This is a genomic window from Rahnella woolbedingensis (assembly GCF_003602095.1).
Lineage (GTDB): Bacteria > Pseudomonadota > Gammaproteobacteria > Enterobacterales > Enterobacteriaceae > Rahnella > Rahnella woolbedingensis.
This window is the reverse complement of sequence record NZ_RAHH01000004.1, coordinates 158,501-176,512: the sequence shown is the minus strand read 5'-3', so window position 1 is coordinate 176,512 and position 18,012 is coordinate 158,501. Positions and strand designations below refer to the sequence as shown.

The following is an 18,012-nucleotide window of genomic DNA, read 5'->3' as shown; positions in this document are numbered from 1 at the left end:
GATGAGTCAAAACGTTTATCAATTTGTCGACTTACAGCGTGTTGATCCGCCTAAAAAAGCGCTGAAGATCCGTAAAATTGAGTTTGTGGAAATTTACGAGCCGTTCTCAGCAACCCAGGCCGCATCGCAGGCAGACCGCTGTCTGTCCTGTGGTAACCCTTACTGCGAATGGAAATGCCCGGTTCACAACTACATTCCTAACTGGCTGAAGCTGGCGAACGAAGGTCGCATCATGGAAGCCGCCGACCTCGCGCACCAGACCAACAGCCTGCCGGAAGTCTGCGGACGCGTTTGTCCGCAGGATAGACTGTGCGAAGGCTCCTGCACCCTGAACGATGAGTTCGGTGCAGTGACCATCGGTAACATCGAGCGCTATATCAATGATAAAGCCATCGAGATGGGCTGGCGTCCGGATATGTCTCACGTGCACCCAACCGGTAAACGTGTGGCGATTATCGGCGCAGGTCCGGCAGGTCTGGCCTGTGCTGACGTCCTGACCCGTAACGGTGTGAAAGCGGTGGTTTACGATCGCCATCCGGAAATCGGCGGCCTGCTGACTTTCGGTATCCCGGCCTTCAAGCTGGAAAAATCAGTGATGACCAAGCGTCGCGAAATCTTCACTGAGATGGGTATCGAATTCCAGCTCAATATCGAAGTCGGCAAAGACATCACCATTGATGCGCTGCTGGCAGAATACGATTCTGTATTCCTCGGCGTCGGGACATATCAGTCCATGCGCGGTGGCTTGCTGAATGAAGATGCGCCAGGCGTTTACGATGCCCTGCCGTTCCTCATCGCCAACACCAAGCAACTGATGGGCTACGATGACAGTCAGGAAGAGCCTTTTGTGACGATGGATAAAAAGCGCGTCGTGGTACTGGGCGGTGGTGACACCGCAATGGACTGCGTGCGTACTTCAATCCGTCAGGGCGCAACCCACGTGACCTGTGCGTACCGTCGTGACGAAGAAAACATGCCGGGTTCACGTCGTGAAGTGAAGAATGCGCGCGAAGAAGGTGTGGATTTCAAATTCAACCTGCAACCGCTGAGCATCGAACTGAACGATTCAGGCCGCGTGTGTGGTGTGCGTATGGCGCGTACCGAACTGGGCGCACCGGATGCACATGGCCGTCGGCGCGCTGAAATCGTGGCCGGTTCCGAACATGTGATGGAAGCTGATGCCGTCGTCATGGCGTTTGGCTTCCGCCCTCACAAAATGGAATGGCTGGCAGCACACGACGTTGAGCTGGACTCTCAGGGACGCATCCTTGCCCCTGAAGGCAGCGACAACGCCTTCCAGACCAGCAACCCGAAAATCTTCGCCGGTGGCGATGCGGTTCGCGGTTCTGATCTGGTGGTCACGGCGATTGCCGAAGGTCGTAAAGCGGCAGAAGGCATCATGAACTTCCTCGAAGTCTGATGCGTTCTGTCATGAAAACGGGGCTGCCAGCAATGGCAACCCCGTTGTTTTTTTAAACGAATAAAATCTAAACCGCCGTTTCCTGCGCGAGTAACGCGGCGCCCCGCAAACCGGCGTCATGCTGATGTTTCGCTCTGAAAAGCGGCACGCGGCACACCTGCGGCTCCTCATCCAGAAACGTTCTGACCTGCGCTAAATAGCCATCGGCCAGACCAATACTGCCGCCCATCACCACGCACTGACAATCGGTCGCCACTTTGATATCCGCTATCAAACGCGCCAGCGCCCTGGCTGAACGCTGTATCAGTTCCGCTGCCTGCCAATGCCCTGCCGCCGCATGAGCAAAAATTTGTTTTGCCGTGCAACCGGCTAAATCACCGTGCGCTGCGCTGGCAATACCACGCCCGGATGCTATCGCTTCAACGCAACCGGTTCTTCCGCAACCACATTTCGGCCCGAGCGGGTCGGCCAGCGTATGACCAAAATGCCCCGCCAGCCCTTCAGTGCCTGTCAGCAGCTTGCCGTTACTGACCATTCCGCCGCCTACGCCGGTCGAGATGGTGAGAAAGACCATATCCGTAATATCGACTGAAAGTGCGTGATACTCAGCCCAGGCAGCCGACTGCGCATCATTTACCGCCATACACGGGAGCTGCGTCAGCCGGGAAATCACATCAACCAGAGGAAAATGGCTGAGGCCGCCGAGATTATCCGGATTCAGGGCAGTGAGAACGCCATGCCTGATGATACCGGTAGAAGCAATGGCGACCCGCTGCGCCTGTGAAACCAGCGGGGCGATCAGCTCAGCCAGCGCGGACTGCAAGGCATCCGGTGTTTTGCTCGCCGGCGTAGGAATTTCCCGCCGCTGTGTGAGATTTAACGCGCTGTCTGCCAGCGCCGCCGCGAGTTTGGTACCGCCAATATCAATCACCAGCGTGGTCATTTCGCAACCTTCACGATCTCATCGCGGAACCACTGGCAGACATGTTCCAGCCGCGTAATGGCAGAACCCACCGTCACCGCCCATGCGCCGTTTTGCATCGCCTCAGCAGCCAGCGCTGGCGAGTTATAGCGCCCTTCGGCAATCACATGGCATCCTTTATCACTGAGCACTTTCACTAAATCAAAATCAGGCTCCTGTGGCGTTTGTGCAGTGATGTAACCTGACAGCGTCGTACCGATAATCTCCGCACCCATCCGGTGACATTTCAGCCCGTCTTCCTGCGAGGAACAATCAGCCATGGCCAGCAACTGATGCTGATGAATTCGTGCCAGTAATTCCGCCACCGGCACCGGCCTTTCGCGCTCAGTGCCATCAAAGGCAATAATGCTGGCCCCCGCGGCGGCCAGCGCATCCACGTCTTCCAGAAAAGGCGTAATGCGCACCGGTGAATCAGGCAGATCGCGTTTGAGAATGCCGATGATGGGCACTGACACCCGTGCATGCGTGGCTTTGAGGTTCTCAATACCTTCAATGCGCAGTGCCACCGCACCGGCCTGTTGTGCGGCCAGCGCCATCGCGGCCACAATGTCAGGTTTATCCAGCGGGCTGCCGGGAACCGGCTGACAAGACACAATCAGTCCGCCAGCCTTTGCAATCTGTGCATCCAGTTTTTCAAGTAATGACATAAGAACTCCCTGCAAAAATCAGTTTCTGATCAATCCATTTTTCGGATTTTCTGGCTTCGGCTTTTTCATTGCACCGCTGAAAGGTTTGCCGTCAATGGTGTCATGCGTGCGCAGAGCTTCAGGATGAACCCAGCGCTGAACACGTGACGGCATATCCAGCCCGATCAGCAGGATCACCACAAACGTCAGCCCGAAGGACAGTGACGCCAGCGCAGTGCCGAGATCCAAACGCTGGGCGATCGTCACACCAATCACCGGTGCCAGTGCGCCACCCAGTGCGCCGACGTTATAGGTAAAGCCCAGCCCTGCCGCACGCTGTTCGGTATCGAAATAGCCACCAATCAGTTTCGGCAGAATGCCGGAGATCCCCTGACCTAACATTTGTTGCAGGAATAACAGTAATCCCAACACCCAGATATTTCCGCCGCCGATAGCAAATACCGGAATAATAAGCAGCTGCGAAGCCAGTAAGCTGTAAACGTACGCTTTGCGCGTTCCCAGCCAGTCGCCGAGAAAACCGCCCACGCAGCAACCGACCGCTGCGCCAAAGCCGCTGAAGAACAACACATGCGCCACCAGCGTCGGCGAATAGGCCAGCTCGGTTTTTAAGTAAGTCGGTAACAATGCCTGAATCGGCCATGAATACAGGAAAGCAAAGAAGACCACGACCATCAGCGTGACACCCGTCGGCCAGCGTTTGCCGCTGCCCTGTACCATAAAACTGATGAAAATAGCGGCGCAAACCAGCCCCAGTATCGCAATCACCGCAGCGCTGCCCACATCACCGACGAAACAGAAATACAAGGCGGTGGCGGCAACCATGGTCGTCCCAATATTGATAACCCGAAACTTGCCGCGGTACAGAATATCCACCATGGTTCTGACCGGTTTCTTGTGGGCAAACTTCGCCTGCCAGTCTTCCGCTTCCGGAATATTTTTACGCAGCCAGAGGGCGAAAATAATCGGTAAGATGCCTATGAAAAACAGCGCGCGCCAGCCCCAGACCGGCACCACCACGCTGTAAACCTGCGCGGCAATCACGGCACCGACCGAGAAGCCGGAGATCAGAAATCCGCTGGCTTTGTTACGTAAATGCTTGGGCCAGCTTTCGATGACATACGTGGCACTCGAGCCGTATTCACCCGCCATGCCCAGGCCGATAATCAGACGAGCGAGGAACATCACGGTGAAATTGGGCGCAAAACCGCAGGCCAGCGTCCCGACAGAAAACAGCACGATACTGCTGATCATCGCCAGTTTACGTCCATAACGGTCGCCCATCGCACCCAGCAATAGTCCGCCAAACCAGCGGGAAATAAACGCCGCAGAAATCAGACTCGCCGCCTGAACGCCCGTCAGGTCGAACTCGCTTTTGATTTCTGTCAGCACTAATGCGATCAGGACAAAATCAAAACCATCCAAAAGGTAGCCAATCCAGGCGGCCGAAAATGCTTTCCATTGCGGTTTAGTCAAATGGTGAAACCATGAGATCTGTCGGGCATTGTTACGCATAAATCACCCCCGGGCGGATTAGCATTAATCCCCCCTTTGGTCAGGACTGATAAAGAATGGGTGATGCCGGACATCCCGGCATCCGGATTCAGAAGGTGCTGCCCTCTGCCTGGAGCTGCGCGGCCAGCGCCTTAAGGGCAGGCAGATATTGTTCATCTACCGGCGCAAAAGGTTTGCGGCACAGCGGCATGGCAACGATATCCATGTAATGCAGAATCGTTTTCAGCCCGCGGAATACGCCCGTTTTGATCAGCAGGTCGATGACCTTGTTGCATTCACTTTGCAGATGCATGGCGCGCTGTACGTCTCCTTCCTGCACGGCTTTTTTGATGGCCATATAGCGCCATCCCATCACGTTGTAGGTACTGCCGATTCCGCCATCTGCCCCCGCCAGCAAGCCGGATGCAAAGATTTCGTCGTAACCGTTGTAGAGCACTAAATCCGGATGCGCACGGCGGATTTTTTCCATTTCATACAGGTCACCGGATGTTTGTTTGAGCGCGCCAACGCCGGGCAGTTTGATCAGCGTGTCGATTTGTTCCAGTGTCAGTTTCACGCCGCTGAGTGCCGGAATGTTGTAAACCACCATCGGCAGGCCTTCGGCGGAATCCGTAACGGCGCGGTAGTGATCGCAGTGTTCATTAAAGCTGAAAGGATAGTAGAAAGGCGTCACTGCGGAGACGGCGTCAAAGCCGTAACGATGCGCGGCGGCGGCCAGTGTCTGGCTTTCACGGGTGCTGATAGCACCGACATGGGCAATCAGCGTCACCTTACCTTTCGCTTCTTCTGCCACAATTTCCAGCACCTGCTCACGCTCCTGCGGGCTTTGCAGAAAAGCTTCGCCGGTAGAACCGCCGACATACAGGCCATCAATTCCCTGTTCGATATTGAAACGCACCAGACGGCGCAGGCTGTCGGTATCCACTTGTTGTTGCTGATTAAAAGGAGTGAGCAATGCCGGCATCACGCCCCGCAGATTCTGTTTCATAAACGCATCCTGGTTATTGGGTTTGGAGTAAAGTCGATATACCTTTATACCTGTTATACCAGACCAAAAAACAAACACAATACAACTGAAGGCTCAGGATGTGATCTCGTGCATATGAAATAGTTATGGCTGATCAGGGACGATCAAAAAGAATGCGGGGAAGATCTCAGTTCAGATGAGATTACTTCTTCGATCCGCGCTTAGGCTTTGCTGCGTAGTACGCCGCAAATACGCTTTTCAGATGGGCCTTCAGCGCCGCATCCGCAGCATCAGGATCGCGGGCCTGAATGGCATTGAAGATTTCGATGTGCTGCTGATAACTGACGTTATTATGCGCATGCAGTTCTTCCTGAGGGACGGAAGGACGCGCCGCAATCAGCCAGTCCAGCAAGGCAACGTGTACGACCATGAAGATAGGATTGGCCGGGATTTCAGCCAGTTCGCGGTGGAATTCGATATCAGAACGGATAAAGAGATCGTTGTCATCCAGCGACTGGCTGTTCATTTCCAGCGCTTTGCCCAGACGCTCAACCTGTTCGTCAGTAGCAAATTCAGCGGCGTAACGCACCAGACTGGATTCGAAAAACATCCGCAGCTGTTCGAAATGGGCAATGCCCTCCGGACGCGCCAGAAAGTCTGTCGCCACACCGGACAGTTCGCTGATGATAGTTTCAGCCGAAGGACGGGATACGCGGGCGCGCTCGCCGTTGCTGATTTGCACCAACCCTTTGCGTTTAAGCGCCGCCAGCGCTTCACGCACGGACGGACGGCCGACATTGAAGAACGTCATCAGCTCACGCTCGGACGGCAGTTGCTCCCCTTCAGCAAATTCGCGCCTGCGGATCATCTGCTCCAGCTCCTCTTCCACCATCTCTGAAAGCTTCTTGCGGGCGAGCGGACGGCGGCGCATTGCATGCCCGAAAGTGTCACTGGTCTCTGCCGGTTGTTCGTCGAATGTGCTCATAGCGTCGGGATCAGACCCTGATTAATAGAAGGTGTGAGAATGATTTTTTGAATGATAACACAGCAAATCTGCACAGGCGAAAGGAGAGACCTGCGGATTCAGGGCAATAAAAAACCCCGCGTAACAACGCAGGGTTTAAGCGTGAAGCCAGGCTGAGTCAGGTTGTTATTTCACAACGCGCAATGCCGGACGACCACCGCGTGGCGGAGTCGGCGGCTCATCATTCGGGTCTTCTTCAGCCACATCCGGCAAATCGCCATCAATGACTGACATGGTCGGCTCTGTCGGCTCATCCGCGCTCAGGTCGCCGTCAAAGGCACCTTCAGCTTCATAAGCAGGTTCAGGTTCAAACATGGTACCTGCACCGTTTTCACGGGCATAAATCGCCAGCACAGCAGCAATCGGTACAAACACGTTACGCGGTACGCCACCAAAACGGGCGTTAAAGCGCACATCATCGTTACCCAGTTCGAGATTGCCGACAGCACGCGGCGCGACGTTCAGAACGATTTGTCCGTCACGCGCAAACTCCATCGGCACCATCACGCCAGGCATCGTTACGTCAACCACCAGATGCGGAGTTAACTGGTTGTCGAGCAACCAGTCATAAAAAGCCCGCAGCAGATAAGGGCGACGCGCAGACATGTCGGTCATCTCCATACCTTAGCCTCGGGTATGCAAACGCATTTCGCGCTCTGCTTCAGTCAGGGAAGCCAGGAAAGCATCACGTTCGAAGACGCGGGTCATATAGCCTTTCAGCTCTTTAGAACCGGTACCTGACAGCTCAATGCCCAGCTCTGGCAAACGCCAAAGCAGCGGAGCCAGGTAGCAATCGACCAGACTGAACTCTTCGCTTTTGAAGTAAGGCATGTACGAGAAGATTGGCGCAATCGCCAGCAGCTCTTCACGCAGTTGCTTACGCGCAGCATCGGCTTCAGTTGCAGAACCTTGTTCGATTTGACGCATCAGCGAATACCAGTCGTTTTCGATGCGGTGCATCATCAGACGGCTCTCACCACGGGCAACCGGATAAACCGGCATCAGCGGTGGATGCGGGAAACGCTCATCAAGATATTCCATGATGATGCGGGATTCGAACAGGGTCAGTTCACGATCAACCAGCGTCGGTACGGTGCGGTAAGGGTTGAGGTCAATAAGATCCTGCGGCAGGTGATCCATCTCAACCTGCTCGATCTCGACACTGACACCTTTTTCCGCCAGTACGATACGTACTTGATGGCTAAAAATGTCGGTCGGGCCGGAAAACAGCGTCATTACCGAACGTTTGTTGGCAGCGACAGCCATGAAAACCTCCAAGTTTATCTAGAAAAATACAGCGAGTTATCGCCAGCCTGCAGTTTTTGTCCCGTAGTTTCATAGACAACCATCGGCAAGGCGAACCCAGCCAGGAAGCGCGGCAACGTCAACTGCTCGGCGAATAGGCACAAAAGTGTGTGATAGTTTACCAGATTTTACGCACGCTGTGGGGGACGGTGAGACGATTTCGTGGCGAATTGTGTGTCAGGAGATCATTTCCCCTGCGATTGCTGAAAAAAAGACATAAAAAAACCCGGTGAAGCACCGGGTTTTTGACGCTGATTTTCGTGCCGAAGCACTGTGCTGCAAAGCAGCAGAAAATTAACGTTTGGAGAACTGAGGACGACGACGTGCTTTACGCAGACCGACTTTCTTACGTTCAACCTGACGAGCATCACGAGTAACGAAGCCAGCTTTACGCAGTTCGCCACGAAGATTTTCGTCATATTCCATCAGTGCACGGGTAATACCGTGACGGATAGCACCAGCTTGACCGGAGATACCACCACCTTTAACGGTGATGTACAGGTCGAATTTCTCAACCATGTCGACCAGTTCCAGTGGTTGACGAACTACCATGCGGGCAGTTTCACGACCAAAGTACTGTTCCAGGCTACGCTGGTTAATTACGATGTTACCACTACCCGGTTTGATGAAAACACGAGCGGCGGAGCTTTTGCGGCGACCAGTGCCGTAGTATTGATTTTCAGCCATTGCCTATAATCCCGAATTAAATGTCAAGAACTTGCGGTTGTTGCGCCGCATGAGTGTGCTCGTTACCCGCGTAAACTTTCATTTTACGGTACATTGCACGACCCAACGGGCCTTTTGGCAGCATGCCTTTAACCGCGAGCTCGATCACGCGTTCAGGACGGCGAGCGATCATCTCTTCAAAGGTCGCTTGCTTGATACCACCGATGTGACCGGTGTGATGGTAATAAATCTTGTCGTTACGCTTGTTGCCGGTTACAGCAACTTTTTCTGCGTTCAGAACGATGATGTAATCACCAGTATCAACGTGCGGAGTGTATTCCGCTTTATGTTTGCCACGCAGACGGCGGGCCAGTTCAGTGGCCAGGCGACCTAAGGTCTTGCCGGTAGCGTCAACTACGAACCAGTCACGTTGTACGGTTTCCGGTTTAGCTGTAAAAGTTTTCATTAAAAGCTTACCCAATTAAAGTTACACGTTGGCGAACACCCAAACGCCTATATGTTTTTATAAACCACATAAGAACCCAGGTTTATAAAATAAGTATTGGAGGTTCACACGACCATCGTCCAGCAAACCTACCCCTTCGAATAGCCAATGCTGGCACTTATAAAGTTTCGGGAAAAAAACTTTGTAGTAACGTGGGGTCGCAAGATTATAGAGAAGTCTCCTGCAAAGATCGAACCCTTTTTCGACGAAAAGGAAGATTTCCTTCACGACAGCAGAAAGGTTCGCCATGCAGGATGTACTGCGTGTTCTTATATCATGAAGAGAACAAAAAATAACCAGTTAAAAATCACGGCAGATGCGGTCGCTTGAGGTATTCCTCACTTTGCATTTCCTGCAAACGCGACAGGCAGCGTTGGTACTCGAACTTCAGCCGTTCGCCCTGATATATCTCAAACATCGGCGCCGAGGCAGAAACGACCAGTTTGACGTGACGTTCATAGAACTCATCCACCAGCGCCAGAAAACGTCGCGCCGCATTTTCGTTGTCCGATTTCATCACCGGCACATTATGCAGCAGCACGCTGTGATAGATTTTTGACAGCGCAATGTAATCGAGCTGGCTGCGCGCCTCTTCGCATAACGTATGGAATTCTATCGCCAGCACGCCGTCAACGGCAGCAATCGCCCGCATCGGGCGGTGATTCACTTCCAGCGTGACCGCCTCGGCACCCCCAGAACCACTGTGATTACCGGTCAGTTTTCCCAGCATACTTTGCATGGCTGTGGTGGTGTCGCCGCCCGCCGGAGCGAGCCATAAATTGGCCTGAGTCAGCGTACGCAGGCGGTAATCAATCCCTGCATCCACATTCAGCACATCGCAATACTCTTTAATCAGATCGATAGCCGGCAGGAAGCGCGCGCGTTGCAGGCCGTTACGGTACAGCGAATCAGGCGGAATGTTGGACGTGGCGATTAGCGTGATGCCACGGGCGAACAACGCCTGTAGCAACGTGGCCAGCAGCATGGCGTCGGTAATGTCCGAGACAAAAAACTCATCGAAACATAAAACATCAGTTTCCGCTTTGAAACGGTCGGCGATCACTTCCAGCGGATCTTCCTGTCCCTGAAGCTGCGTCAGCTCTTCGTGAACGCGCAGCATAAAACGGTGAAAGTGCAGACGAAGTTTGCGCTCTCCCGGCAGACTGTGGAAAAACAAATCCATCAGCCAGGTTTTGCCGCGCCCCACGCCGCCCCACATATATAAACCCTGAACCGGACGTTGCGTGGTTTTTGGCGCACTTTTGCCAAAGAGTCGCCCCAGCAAGCCGCCGCGGGGGGTCGCAGTCGAAGATTCCGTCGCCGGGCGGAAAGATAATGCCTGGTAGATAGCGTCGAGCTGGGCAACAGCCTGTTTCTGAACCGCGTCCGGCTGGAACTCGCCAGCATCAACGGCATTCTGATACACGAAAAGTGGTGATTTGGGTTGCATCTTAGTTAACGTCCCTGAGAAAAAAATTTTAAGTTTTTCACGTCGTTTTGCCGCTTTTTTGCGGTGGGTTCGCCGCTTTTCCCTGCTGTCTGTGTGCGAAAAAACCATCAGACGGCAGCGATTTTCCCGGCAGGATTCCACTCTGACAAGGTTAACGGTTATAGTGGAGCTATTGCATGACCAATGCGTGTGAGAATTACGTTAAAACCATTGTGTAAAAAAGTTAAGTCATAAAAGTTACGTGAAAAAGCCCTGCGGGACAACGAAGTCAAAATAGGAGTCATTATGACCTGGGAGTATGCACTTATTGGATTAGTGGTCGGTATCGCAATTGGTGCGGTAGCGATGCGCTTTGGTAATCGTAAATTACGTGATCAACAAGTCATGAAAAACGAACTGGAGAAAAGCAAAGCCGAACTCGACGAATACCGTCAGGAGCTGGTGGGCCATTTTGCCCGCAGCGCAGAGTTGCTTGATAACATGGCGACGGATTACCGTCAGCTTTATCAGCATATGGCGAAGAGCTCCAACAATCTGCTGCCTGATATGCCAGAACAGGACAATCCGTTTAACTACCGTCTGACCGGTTCCGAAGCGGACAACGATCAGGTTCCGGTACAGATGCCACGCGATTATTCAGATGGCGCATCAGGTTTGCTGCGCGGCGAGCGTCCGATTCGTAAATAACCGACGCTGCTGTCCTGCACGACAATCGTTGTGCAGACGTATTTACGGCACATGTTCCGTGCATGTGCCGTTCTCAAGACCCTTCCGTGTTGTGAATCACCGTTCTATTGCCCATAACTGACGTCCCTTACAGAAAGCGAGAGAGTTATCGTGATGAAGAAAAAGTCATTTTTGCTCAGTGTGTTAGCTGTTAGCCTTGGATTAACTTTCGCTTCTGCGCCTATGGCGAATGCGGCTTTACCGACACAAGTTCAGGGACAACCTTTGCCAAGCCTGGCACCGATGCTGGAGAAAGTGCTGCCGGCCGTGGTGGGTGTTCAGGTTTCCGGCACGCAGCCGCCAAGTGCGGATGTGCCACCGGAATACAAATTCTTCTTTGGTCAGCAGGATCCGGAGCCTAATCCGGGACCACAGCCGTTTGAAGGTCTGGGCTCGGGCGTGATCATTGATGCCGCTAAAGGGTACGTGCTCACCAACAATCACGTGGTGAATAACGCCGACAAAATCAGCGTACAGCTCAACGATGGCCGCGAATATAAAGCCAAACTCATCGGCAAAGACGATCAGTCTGATATCGCCGTCATCCAGCTGATCGATGCTAAAAATCTCACACAAATCACCATGGCCGATTCAGACAATCTGCGCGTGGGCGATTTTGCGGTCGCCGTCGGCAACCCGTTCGGACTCGGTCAGACCGTGACGTCCGGCATTGTCTCCGCCCTCGGTCGCAGCGGCCTTAATCTTGAAGGGCTGGAAAACTTTATTCAGACCGATGCATCGATTAACCGCGGTAACTCCGGCGGCGCCCTGCTCGACCTGAAAGGTGAACTGATTGGTATCAACACCGCCATTATTTCTTCTCAGGGTGGCAGCGTCGGTATCGGCTTTGCTATTCCGGTGAACATGGCGAAAAACCTCAGCCATCAGCTGATTGAATTCGGCGAAGTGAAACGCGGCCTGCTGGGTATTCGTGGCAGTGAAATGACGCCGGAACTGGCACAGGCATTTAAACTCGACAGCCAGCGTGGCGCATTCGTCAACGAAGTGCTGCCAGATTCGGCAGCAGCAAAAGCCGGGATTAAATCCGGTGACGTGCTGGTCACCCTTCAGGGCAAAAAGCTGAGCAGCTTTGCAGAATTGCGCGCCAAAGTCGGCACCGCCGGTCCGGGTGTCACCATGCAGATTGGTTTGCTGCGCGATGGCAAACCGATGACCGTGAATGTCACGCTGGATAAAAGTCCGGCCGTGGAGGTCAGCATTGAGAAACTCAATCCTGCCTTGCAGGGTGTGACGCTCAGTGATCCGGCCGATAAAAACGCGAAAGGCGTGCATGTCGATGACGTGAAAAAAGGCACACCCGCCGATCAGATAGGTCTGCAAAAAGACGATGTGATCATCGGTGTAAACCGCGAGCCGCTCGAAAATCTGGCCGCTTTCCGCAAAATTCTGGAAAGCAAACCTGACCTGATTGCGCTGAGCATTGTGCGTAAAGGGCAGAATATCTACTTATTCATGCCGTAAAGGGTTGAAAATCGGACGCAGGTGCTGCTGCGTCCGATTAAGTCATGCTATTCTTCAGGCACTTTTCATCTCGCATCCCATACTCCCATGTTTGTTAAGTTATTGAGATCCGCTGTTATCGGCCTGATTGTTGCTGGCATTTTGCTGGCAGCGGTACCTATGTTGCGTAAAAACATCACAGACCCGCTGTTCGAACGCAATTTCACCCAAACCAGCGAAGAACCTGTCAGCTATAACTCGGGCGTTCGTCACGCCGCGCCTGCCGTCGTGAACGTTTATAACCGAAACATGGGCAACAGTTCGCAAAACGAACTGGCCATTCGCACGCTGGGTTCCGGCGTTATCATGAATGACAACGGCTATATCCTGACCAACAAACACGTCATTAATAATGCCGACCAGATCATCGTCGCTTTACAAGATGGTCGCGTGTTTGAAGCCTTACTGGTCGGCTCGGACAGCCTGACTGATCTGGCCGTACTCAAAATTAATGCCGGTAATCTGCCGGTGATCCCGATTAATTCCCACCGTACTCCGCATGTCGGTGACGTCGTGATGGCGATTGGTAACCCGTATAATCTCGGGCAAACCGTCACTCAGGGGATTATCAGCGCCACCGGTCGTATCGGTCTGAGCCCGTCCGGTCGTCAGAACTTCCTGCAAACGGATGCCTCCATCAACCAGGGGAACTCCGGCGGTGCGCTGGTGAACTCACTGGGCGAACTGATGGGGATTAACACGCTGTCGTTCGACCAGAGTAATGACGGTGCGACACCCGAAGGCATTGGGTTTGCGATCCCGACAGCGCTGGCAACAAAAGTTATGGGCAAGCTTATCCGTGATGGGCGCGTTATTCGTGGTTACATCGGTATCAGCGGCCGCGAAGTTTCTCCTCTGCACGGGCCGAACAGCGGGCTGGATCGCATTCAGGGGATTGTGGTTAACGAAGTCACTCCGAACGGTCCGGCGGCGAATGCGGGCATGCAGGTACGGGATGTCATTGTTAACGTTAATAATAAACCGGCCGTGTCTGCTATCGAGACAATGGATCAGGTGGCAGAAGTTCGCCCCGGTACAATTATTCCGGTGGAGATCATTCGCGACGGTCAGCAGCTGACCTTACAGGTTACCGTGCAGGAATATCCTGATCACTGACAGTCGCTGAATCATACAAAGCAAAAAGCCGGAAAGGTCTCCCCTTCCGGCTTTTTTATTGCGTCAGGCTTAACGAATTACTCGCCTTTAAAACGCTCGATTTTGGCACCCAGCTGACGCAGTTTATCTTCGATGCGCTCATAGCCACGATCGATGTGATAAATACGGTCAACCACGGTCACGCCTTCTGCGATACAACCTGCCAGAACCAGACTCGCGGAAGCACGCAAATCAGTCGCCATCACCTGAGCGCCAGACAGTTTTTCAACGCCATGACAAATCAGCGTGCTGCCTTCGATTTCAGCGTGAGCGCCCATACGGATCAGCTCAGGAATATGCATGAAACGGTTTTCGAAGATAGTTTCGGTGATAACACCGGTCCCTTCAGCCACCAGGTTCAGCAGGCTGAACTGTGCCTGCATGTCAGTCGGGAAGCCCGGATGCGGCGCAGTACGGAAGGTCACCGCTTTAGCGCGTTTGCCATGCATGTCGAGACTGATCCAGTCTTCGCCCACTTCGATTTCTGCACCGGCTTCACGCAGCTTAGCCAGAACGGCATCCAGCGTGTCAGGACGGGCTTCACGGCAGACAATTTTGCCACCGGAAATCGCCGCAGCCACCAGGAAAGTCCCGGTTTCGATACGGTCCGGAACCACACGGTAAACACCGCCACCCAGACGTGCAACGCCTTCGATGGTGATTTTATCAGTGCCTGCACCGGTAATTTTCGCGCCCAGCGTATTCAGGAAATTGGCGGTATCGACAATTTCCGGCTCACGCGCGGCGTTTTCAATAATGGTGGTGCCTTCGGCCAGTGTTGCGGCACTCATGATGGTGACTGTCGCGCCAACGCTGACTTTATCCATCACGATATGTGCGCCTTTCAGACGACCGTCTACGGACGCCTTCACGTAGCCTTCTTCCAGCACGATCGTCGCGCCCAGCTGCTCCAGACCGGTAATGTGCAGGTCAACAGGACGTGCGCCGATAGCACAGCCGCCCGGCAGTGAAACTTCACCGCGACCAAAACGCGCCACCAGCGGGCCCAGCGCCCAGATGGAAGCACGCATGGTTTTCACCAGATCGTATGGCGCACAAAACTCGTTTACCGCGCTGGCATCCACAAAGACCGAACCGTTGCGTTCGATTTTGGTGCCCAGCTGGCTCAGCAGTTTGATAGTGGTATCAATATCTTTCAGGTGAGGAACGTTCTGGAGTTCAACAGGTTCTTCAGCAAGCAGTGCGGCAAACAAAATAGGAAGTGCTGCATTTTTTGCACCAGAGATAATGACTTCGCCGCTTAGACGAGTCCCACCCTGTACACGAAATTTATCCATTATGACTGCTCTCTATTCATTAATACGACAGGTCAGATACGAGGAAGCTGCCGGAACTCCGGCAGTCTTATAAACCGCTCAGTTTACGGTCACGCGCCCATTCTTCAGGGGTATAAGCCTTGATAGACAGTGCGTGGATTCGGTTGTCGGCGATGTATTCCATCAGCGGGGCGTAAACGGTCTGCTGTTTTTTCACGCGGCTCATGCCATCAAACATCGCACCAACGACAATGGCCTGAAAATGACTGCCATCGCCAGTAATGTGGGCTTCGTCCAGTGCCAATGCGTTCATCAGCACGTCTTTAATTTCATTCGTTTCCATAGGGGATCTATTCTTCTAAAGAATCATAACAGCCCGATATCTTATAGGGATCGGCGCAATTCTTAAACCACGAAAAAGCCCCTGAGCAAGAGTTTCGCACAGGGGCTTTGGAGAGAGTCAGGCGACGGGATGTATTCAGCCGCCTAACTTACCGGAACTGCTGGCTTATTTGCTCAGGCAGCCGGAATGATGTCCTGAAGATTGTAGAGCGTAATCAGAGTATTCAGCCTGTCGGTAATACCGGCAATCGTCAGATCAACGCCCTGCTGGCTGGCCTCTTCACGCAAATGCACTAACAGCGCCAGGCCGGATGAGTCCACACGCTCCAGTCCGGACACATCCAGACAGGTAATCCCCGACATCAGCTTTTTGCGCACATCCCACAGGGGGACCAGCGTTTCGCGATCCAGTTCACCGTGCAACGTCAGTCGCGGCGGCTGCGATTCCCAGCGCAATGCTTCACTCATTTTTTATCCAGAGTAATCGGTTCTGCAGCCGCTTGTTTCAGACGTGCAGTCAGACTATCAATCCCTTTCTGACGCAGGATATCCGCCCATTCGTTTTGCTTGGTCGAAATCATGCTGACGCCTTCGGCGATCATGTCATATGCCTGCCATTCGCCGGTGCGGCTGTTTTTACGCCACTGGAAATCCAGACGTACTGGCGGACGACCGTTCGGATCGGTAATGGTCACGCGGATAGCAATGATGTCTTTATCTGCGTAAGACTGTTCCGGCTGCACGGTGTAGTTCTGACCGTTGTACATCGCCAGCGCCTGACCATAGGCCTGTTGCAGATAGTCTGAGAACGCGGCGAAATACGCATCACGCTGCGCAGGGGTCGCCTGTTGATAGTAGCGGCCTAACACCAGCGCACCGGCGTATTTGACCTGCACGTACGGCAGCAGTTCTTCACGAACGATCTGGCGCAGGTAGTTAGGATCCTGCTTGATTTTCGGCTGTTCGGTTTTGAGACGGGTGAAGGTTTTGTTCGCCGCTTCATTCATCACGCTGTATGGGTTGGTTTTATCAACCGCAGCATTGGCCAACGGAGCCATAACCACCAGCAGTGCGGCGATCACTAAACGTTTAAACATAATCATTTCCTCTTTGATGGAGAATCCGTAGTAGCAAGTTCTTAATGAGCAGCCGGTTGTGGAGCCGTGTTAGCGTCAGGCGCCGGGGCAGAATCACCCGCATGTGCTGCACTGGCAGCCCCCGCATCCGGATCCGCTTTACCGTCGCCGCTCTTATAAAGGAACTGGCCAATCAGGTCTTCGAGAACCAGCGCCGATTTGGTGTCCTGAATGACGCCACCGTTTTTAAGGATAGTCGTTCCCATGTCAGGGTCTTCAAAACCAATGTTCAGCGCCAGGAATTGCTCACCCAGTAAGCCCGAGGTACGGATAGCCAGTGTACTGGTACTCGGGATCTGGTTGTATTTCTGATCAATGTCCATTTCCACGCGTGGAGAATAGTTCTTATCAAGCGATATACTGCTGACGCGGCCAATCACCACGCCGCCGACTTTGACCGGAGAACCACTTTTCAGGCCGCCGATATTGTCAAAGTCCGCAGAAATACGGTAAGTCGGGTCTGAGCCGATAGAACGGATGTCGGCCACTTTCAGACACAGGAATAACACCGCTATCAGTGCGATGATCAAAAATGCGCCTACCCAGATTTCACTCTTTTTCGTTTGCATGGTTTAATTTCCAAACATCAGTGCTGTCAGCACAAAATCCAATCCCAGCACCGCCAGTGACGAATGCACCACAGTACGTGTCGTTGCCCGGCTAATCCCTTCGGACGTCGGTATCGCATCATAGCCATTGAACAACGCAATCCAGGTCACTGTGATAGCGAAAACAAGGCTTTTAATCAGGCAGTTAAGCAGGTCAGTCCGCCAGTCTACTGAAGTTTGCATTGCTGACCAGAAGAAACCACTGTCAATCCCTTTCCAGTCCACGCCGACCAGCGAGCCCCCCCAGATCCCAACCGCGACGAAAATCGCCGTCAGCAGAGGCATGGAAATCAGACCGGCCCAGAAACGCGGTGCCACAACGCGGCGCAGCGGATCGATAGCCATCATTTCCAGACTGGAGATTTGCTCGGTGGCTTTCATCAGACCCAGTTCAGCGGTCAGCGCAGAACCTGCACGACCGGCAAACAGTAATGCCGTCACCACCGGACCCAGTTCACGCAGCAGGGAAAGCGCCACCATCATGCCGAGGCTGGCCTCTGCACTGTAGGTGGTTAAAATCAGGTATCCCTGTAAGCCCAGCACCATGCCGATAAACAAGCCGGAAACGAGGATGATCAGCAGGGAAAGCACGCCAACGCTGTAGAGCTGCTTGATAAGCAACGGCCATTGTTTGGCAAATTGCGGCTTACCGACCAACGCCCGGAAGAGCATCAGACCGGCACGGCCAAAAGACGCACAGGTGTTTATTCCGCGGCGCCCGACTGAGGCTAACGCCCTATTTATTTTCAAAACAAGGAACATTTATTGG

The 18,012-nt window shown here is 53.4% G+C and carries 20 protein-coding genes; 4 read left to right on the top strand and 16 right to left on the bottom strand.

What is annotated here, in order from left to right; all coding sequences use genetic code 11:
• The first annotated feature begins 1 nt into the window (after position 1).
• Positions 2-1,420, top strand: coding sequence for a glutamate synthase small subunit (locus D6C13_RS04375; protein ID WP_120131605.1), 1,419 nt, complete (start codon positions 2-4; stop codon positions 1,418-1,420).
• A gap of 67 nt (positions 1,421-1,487) precedes the next feature.
• Here D6C13_RS04375 and nanK read toward each other — a convergent pair whose 3' ends face one another.
• The 10 genes from nanK to zapE all read right to left on the bottom strand — a co-directional run bounded on the left by nanK (position 1,488) and on the right by zapE (position 10,478).
• Positions 1,488-2,363, bottom strand: coding sequence for an N-acetylmannosamine kinase (gene nanK, locus D6C13_RS04370; RefSeq protein WP_120131604.1), 876 nt, complete (start codon positions 2,361-2,363; stop codon positions 1,488-1,490).
• Positions 2,360-3,049 carry an N-acetylmannosamine-6-phosphate 2-epimerase gene (locus D6C13_RS04365; RefSeq protein WP_120131603.1) on the bottom strand — a complete coding sequence of 230 codons (690 nt, stop codon included), beginning with the start codon at positions 3,047-3,049 and terminating at the stop codon, positions 2,360-2,362. Before D6C13_RS04365 ends, nanK begins: the two co-directional genes overlap by 4 nt.
• A gap of 18 nt (positions 3,050-3,067) precedes the next feature.
• A complete protein-coding gene (locus D6C13_RS04360; RefSeq protein ID WP_120131602.1) occupies positions 3,068-4,561 on the bottom strand; it encodes an MFS transporter in 1,494 nt (497 codons plus the stop codon).
• A gap of 88 nt (positions 4,562-4,649) precedes the next feature.
• Positions 4,650-5,549, bottom strand: a complete 900-nt coding sequence (nanA, locus tag D6C13_RS04355) for an N-acetylneuraminate lyase (protein ID WP_120131601.1) — start codon at positions 5,547-5,549, stop codon at positions 4,650-4,652.
• 181 nt (positions 5,550-5,730) lie between these two features.
• On the bottom strand, positions 5,731-6,513 hold the full coding sequence (locus D6C13_RS04350) for a transcriptional regulator NanR (protein WP_120131600.1): 783 nt from the start codon (positions 6,511-6,513) through the stop codon (positions 5,731-5,733).
• Positions 6,514-6,678: 165 nt separating this feature from the next.
• A complete protein-coding gene (gene sspB / locus D6C13_RS04345) occupies positions 6,679-7,173 on the bottom strand; it encodes a ClpXP protease specificity-enhancing factor (protein WP_120131599.1) in 495 nt (164 codons plus the stop codon).
• 3 nt (positions 7,174-7,176) lie between these two features.
• Entirely contained in the window at positions 7,177-7,818 is a 642-nt protein-coding gene (sspA, locus tag D6C13_RS04340; RefSeq protein WP_013577237.1) for a stringent starvation protein SspA, read from the bottom strand.
• 333 nt (positions 7,819-8,151) lie between these two features.
• Positions 8,152-8,544 carry a 30S ribosomal protein S9 gene (rpsI, locus tag D6C13_RS04335; protein WP_013577238.1) on the bottom strand — a complete coding sequence of 131 codons (393 nt, stop codon included), beginning with the start codon at positions 8,542-8,544 and terminating at the stop codon, positions 8,152-8,154.
• 16 nt (positions 8,545-8,560) lie between these two features.
• Positions 8,561-8,989, bottom strand: a complete 429-nt coding sequence (gene rplM, locus D6C13_RS04330; protein ID WP_013577239.1) for a 50S ribosomal protein L13 — start codon at positions 8,987-8,989, stop codon at positions 8,561-8,563.
• A 346-nt stretch (positions 8,990-9,335) separates the two neighbouring features.
• On the bottom strand, positions 9,336-10,478 hold the full coding sequence (gene zapE, locus D6C13_RS04320; protein ID WP_120131597.1) for a cell division protein ZapE: 1,143 nt from the start codon (positions 10,476-10,478) through the stop codon (positions 9,336-9,338).
• Positions 10,479-10,763: 285 nt separating this feature from the next.
• Between zapE and zapG the strand changes: the two genes are divergently transcribed.
• The 3 genes from zapG (at position 10,764) to degS (ending at position 13,841) form a co-directional block, all read left to right on the top strand.
• Positions 10,764-11,165, top strand: coding sequence for a Z-ring associated protein ZapG (gene zapG / locus D6C13_RS04315; protein ID WP_120131596.1), 402 nt, complete (start codon positions 10,764-10,766; stop codon positions 11,163-11,165).
• Positions 11,166-11,318: 153 nt separating this feature from the next.
• Complete coding sequence (gene degQ, locus D6C13_RS04310; RefSeq protein ID WP_120131595.1) at positions 11,319-12,686, top strand: serine endoprotease DegQ; 1,368 nt, start codon at positions 11,319-11,321, stop codon at positions 12,684-12,686.
• An 87-nt stretch (positions 12,687-12,773) separates the two neighbouring features.
• Positions 12,774-13,841: an outer membrane-stress sensor serine endopeptidase DegS gene (degS, locus tag D6C13_RS04305; RefSeq protein ID WP_120131594.1), complete on the top strand. Its 1,068-nt coding sequence runs from the start codon at positions 12,774-12,776 to the stop codon at positions 13,839-13,841.
• Between the two features lie 77 nt (positions 13,842-13,918).
• On the opposite strand, the gene murA is transcribed toward degS, so the two are convergent.
• The 6 genes from murA to mlaE form a co-directional block, all read right to left on the bottom strand.
• Positions 13,919-15,178, bottom strand: a complete 1,260-nt coding sequence (gene murA, locus D6C13_RS04300) for a UDP-N-acetylglucosamine 1-carboxyvinyltransferase (RefSeq protein WP_120131593.1) — start codon at positions 15,176-15,178, stop codon at positions 13,919-13,921.
• A gap of 67 nt (positions 15,179-15,245) precedes the next feature.
• Positions 15,246-15,500, bottom strand: a complete 255-nt coding sequence (gene ibaG / locus D6C13_RS04295) for a BolA family iron metabolism protein IbaG (RefSeq protein ID WP_120131592.1) — start codon at positions 15,498-15,500, stop codon at positions 15,246-15,248.
• A 173-nt stretch (positions 15,501-15,673) separates the two neighbouring features.
• Complete coding sequence (mlaB, locus tag D6C13_RS04290; RefSeq protein ID WP_120131591.1) at positions 15,674-15,967, bottom strand: lipid asymmetry maintenance protein MlaB; 294 nt, start codon at positions 15,965-15,967, stop codon at positions 15,674-15,676.
• Positions 15,964-16,596, bottom strand: coding sequence for a phospholipid-binding protein MlaC (gene mlaC / locus D6C13_RS04285; protein ID WP_120131590.1), 633 nt, complete (start codon positions 16,594-16,596; stop codon positions 15,964-15,966). The genes mlaB and mlaC overlap by 4 nt, the downstream gene beginning before the upstream one ends.
• A gap of 41 nt (positions 16,597-16,637) precedes the next feature.
• Positions 16,638-17,204, bottom strand: a complete 567-nt coding sequence (gene mlaD / locus D6C13_RS04280; protein ID WP_120131589.1) for an outer membrane lipid asymmetry maintenance protein MlaD — start codon at positions 17,202-17,204, stop codon at positions 16,638-16,640.
• 3 nt (positions 17,205-17,207) lie between these two features.
• Positions 17,208-18,005: a lipid asymmetry maintenance ABC transporter permease subunit MlaE gene (gene mlaE / locus D6C13_RS04275; RefSeq protein WP_120131588.1), complete on the bottom strand. Its 798-nt coding sequence runs from the start codon at positions 18,003-18,005 to the stop codon at positions 17,208-17,210.
• Positions 18,006-18,012 lie beyond the last annotated feature (7 nt).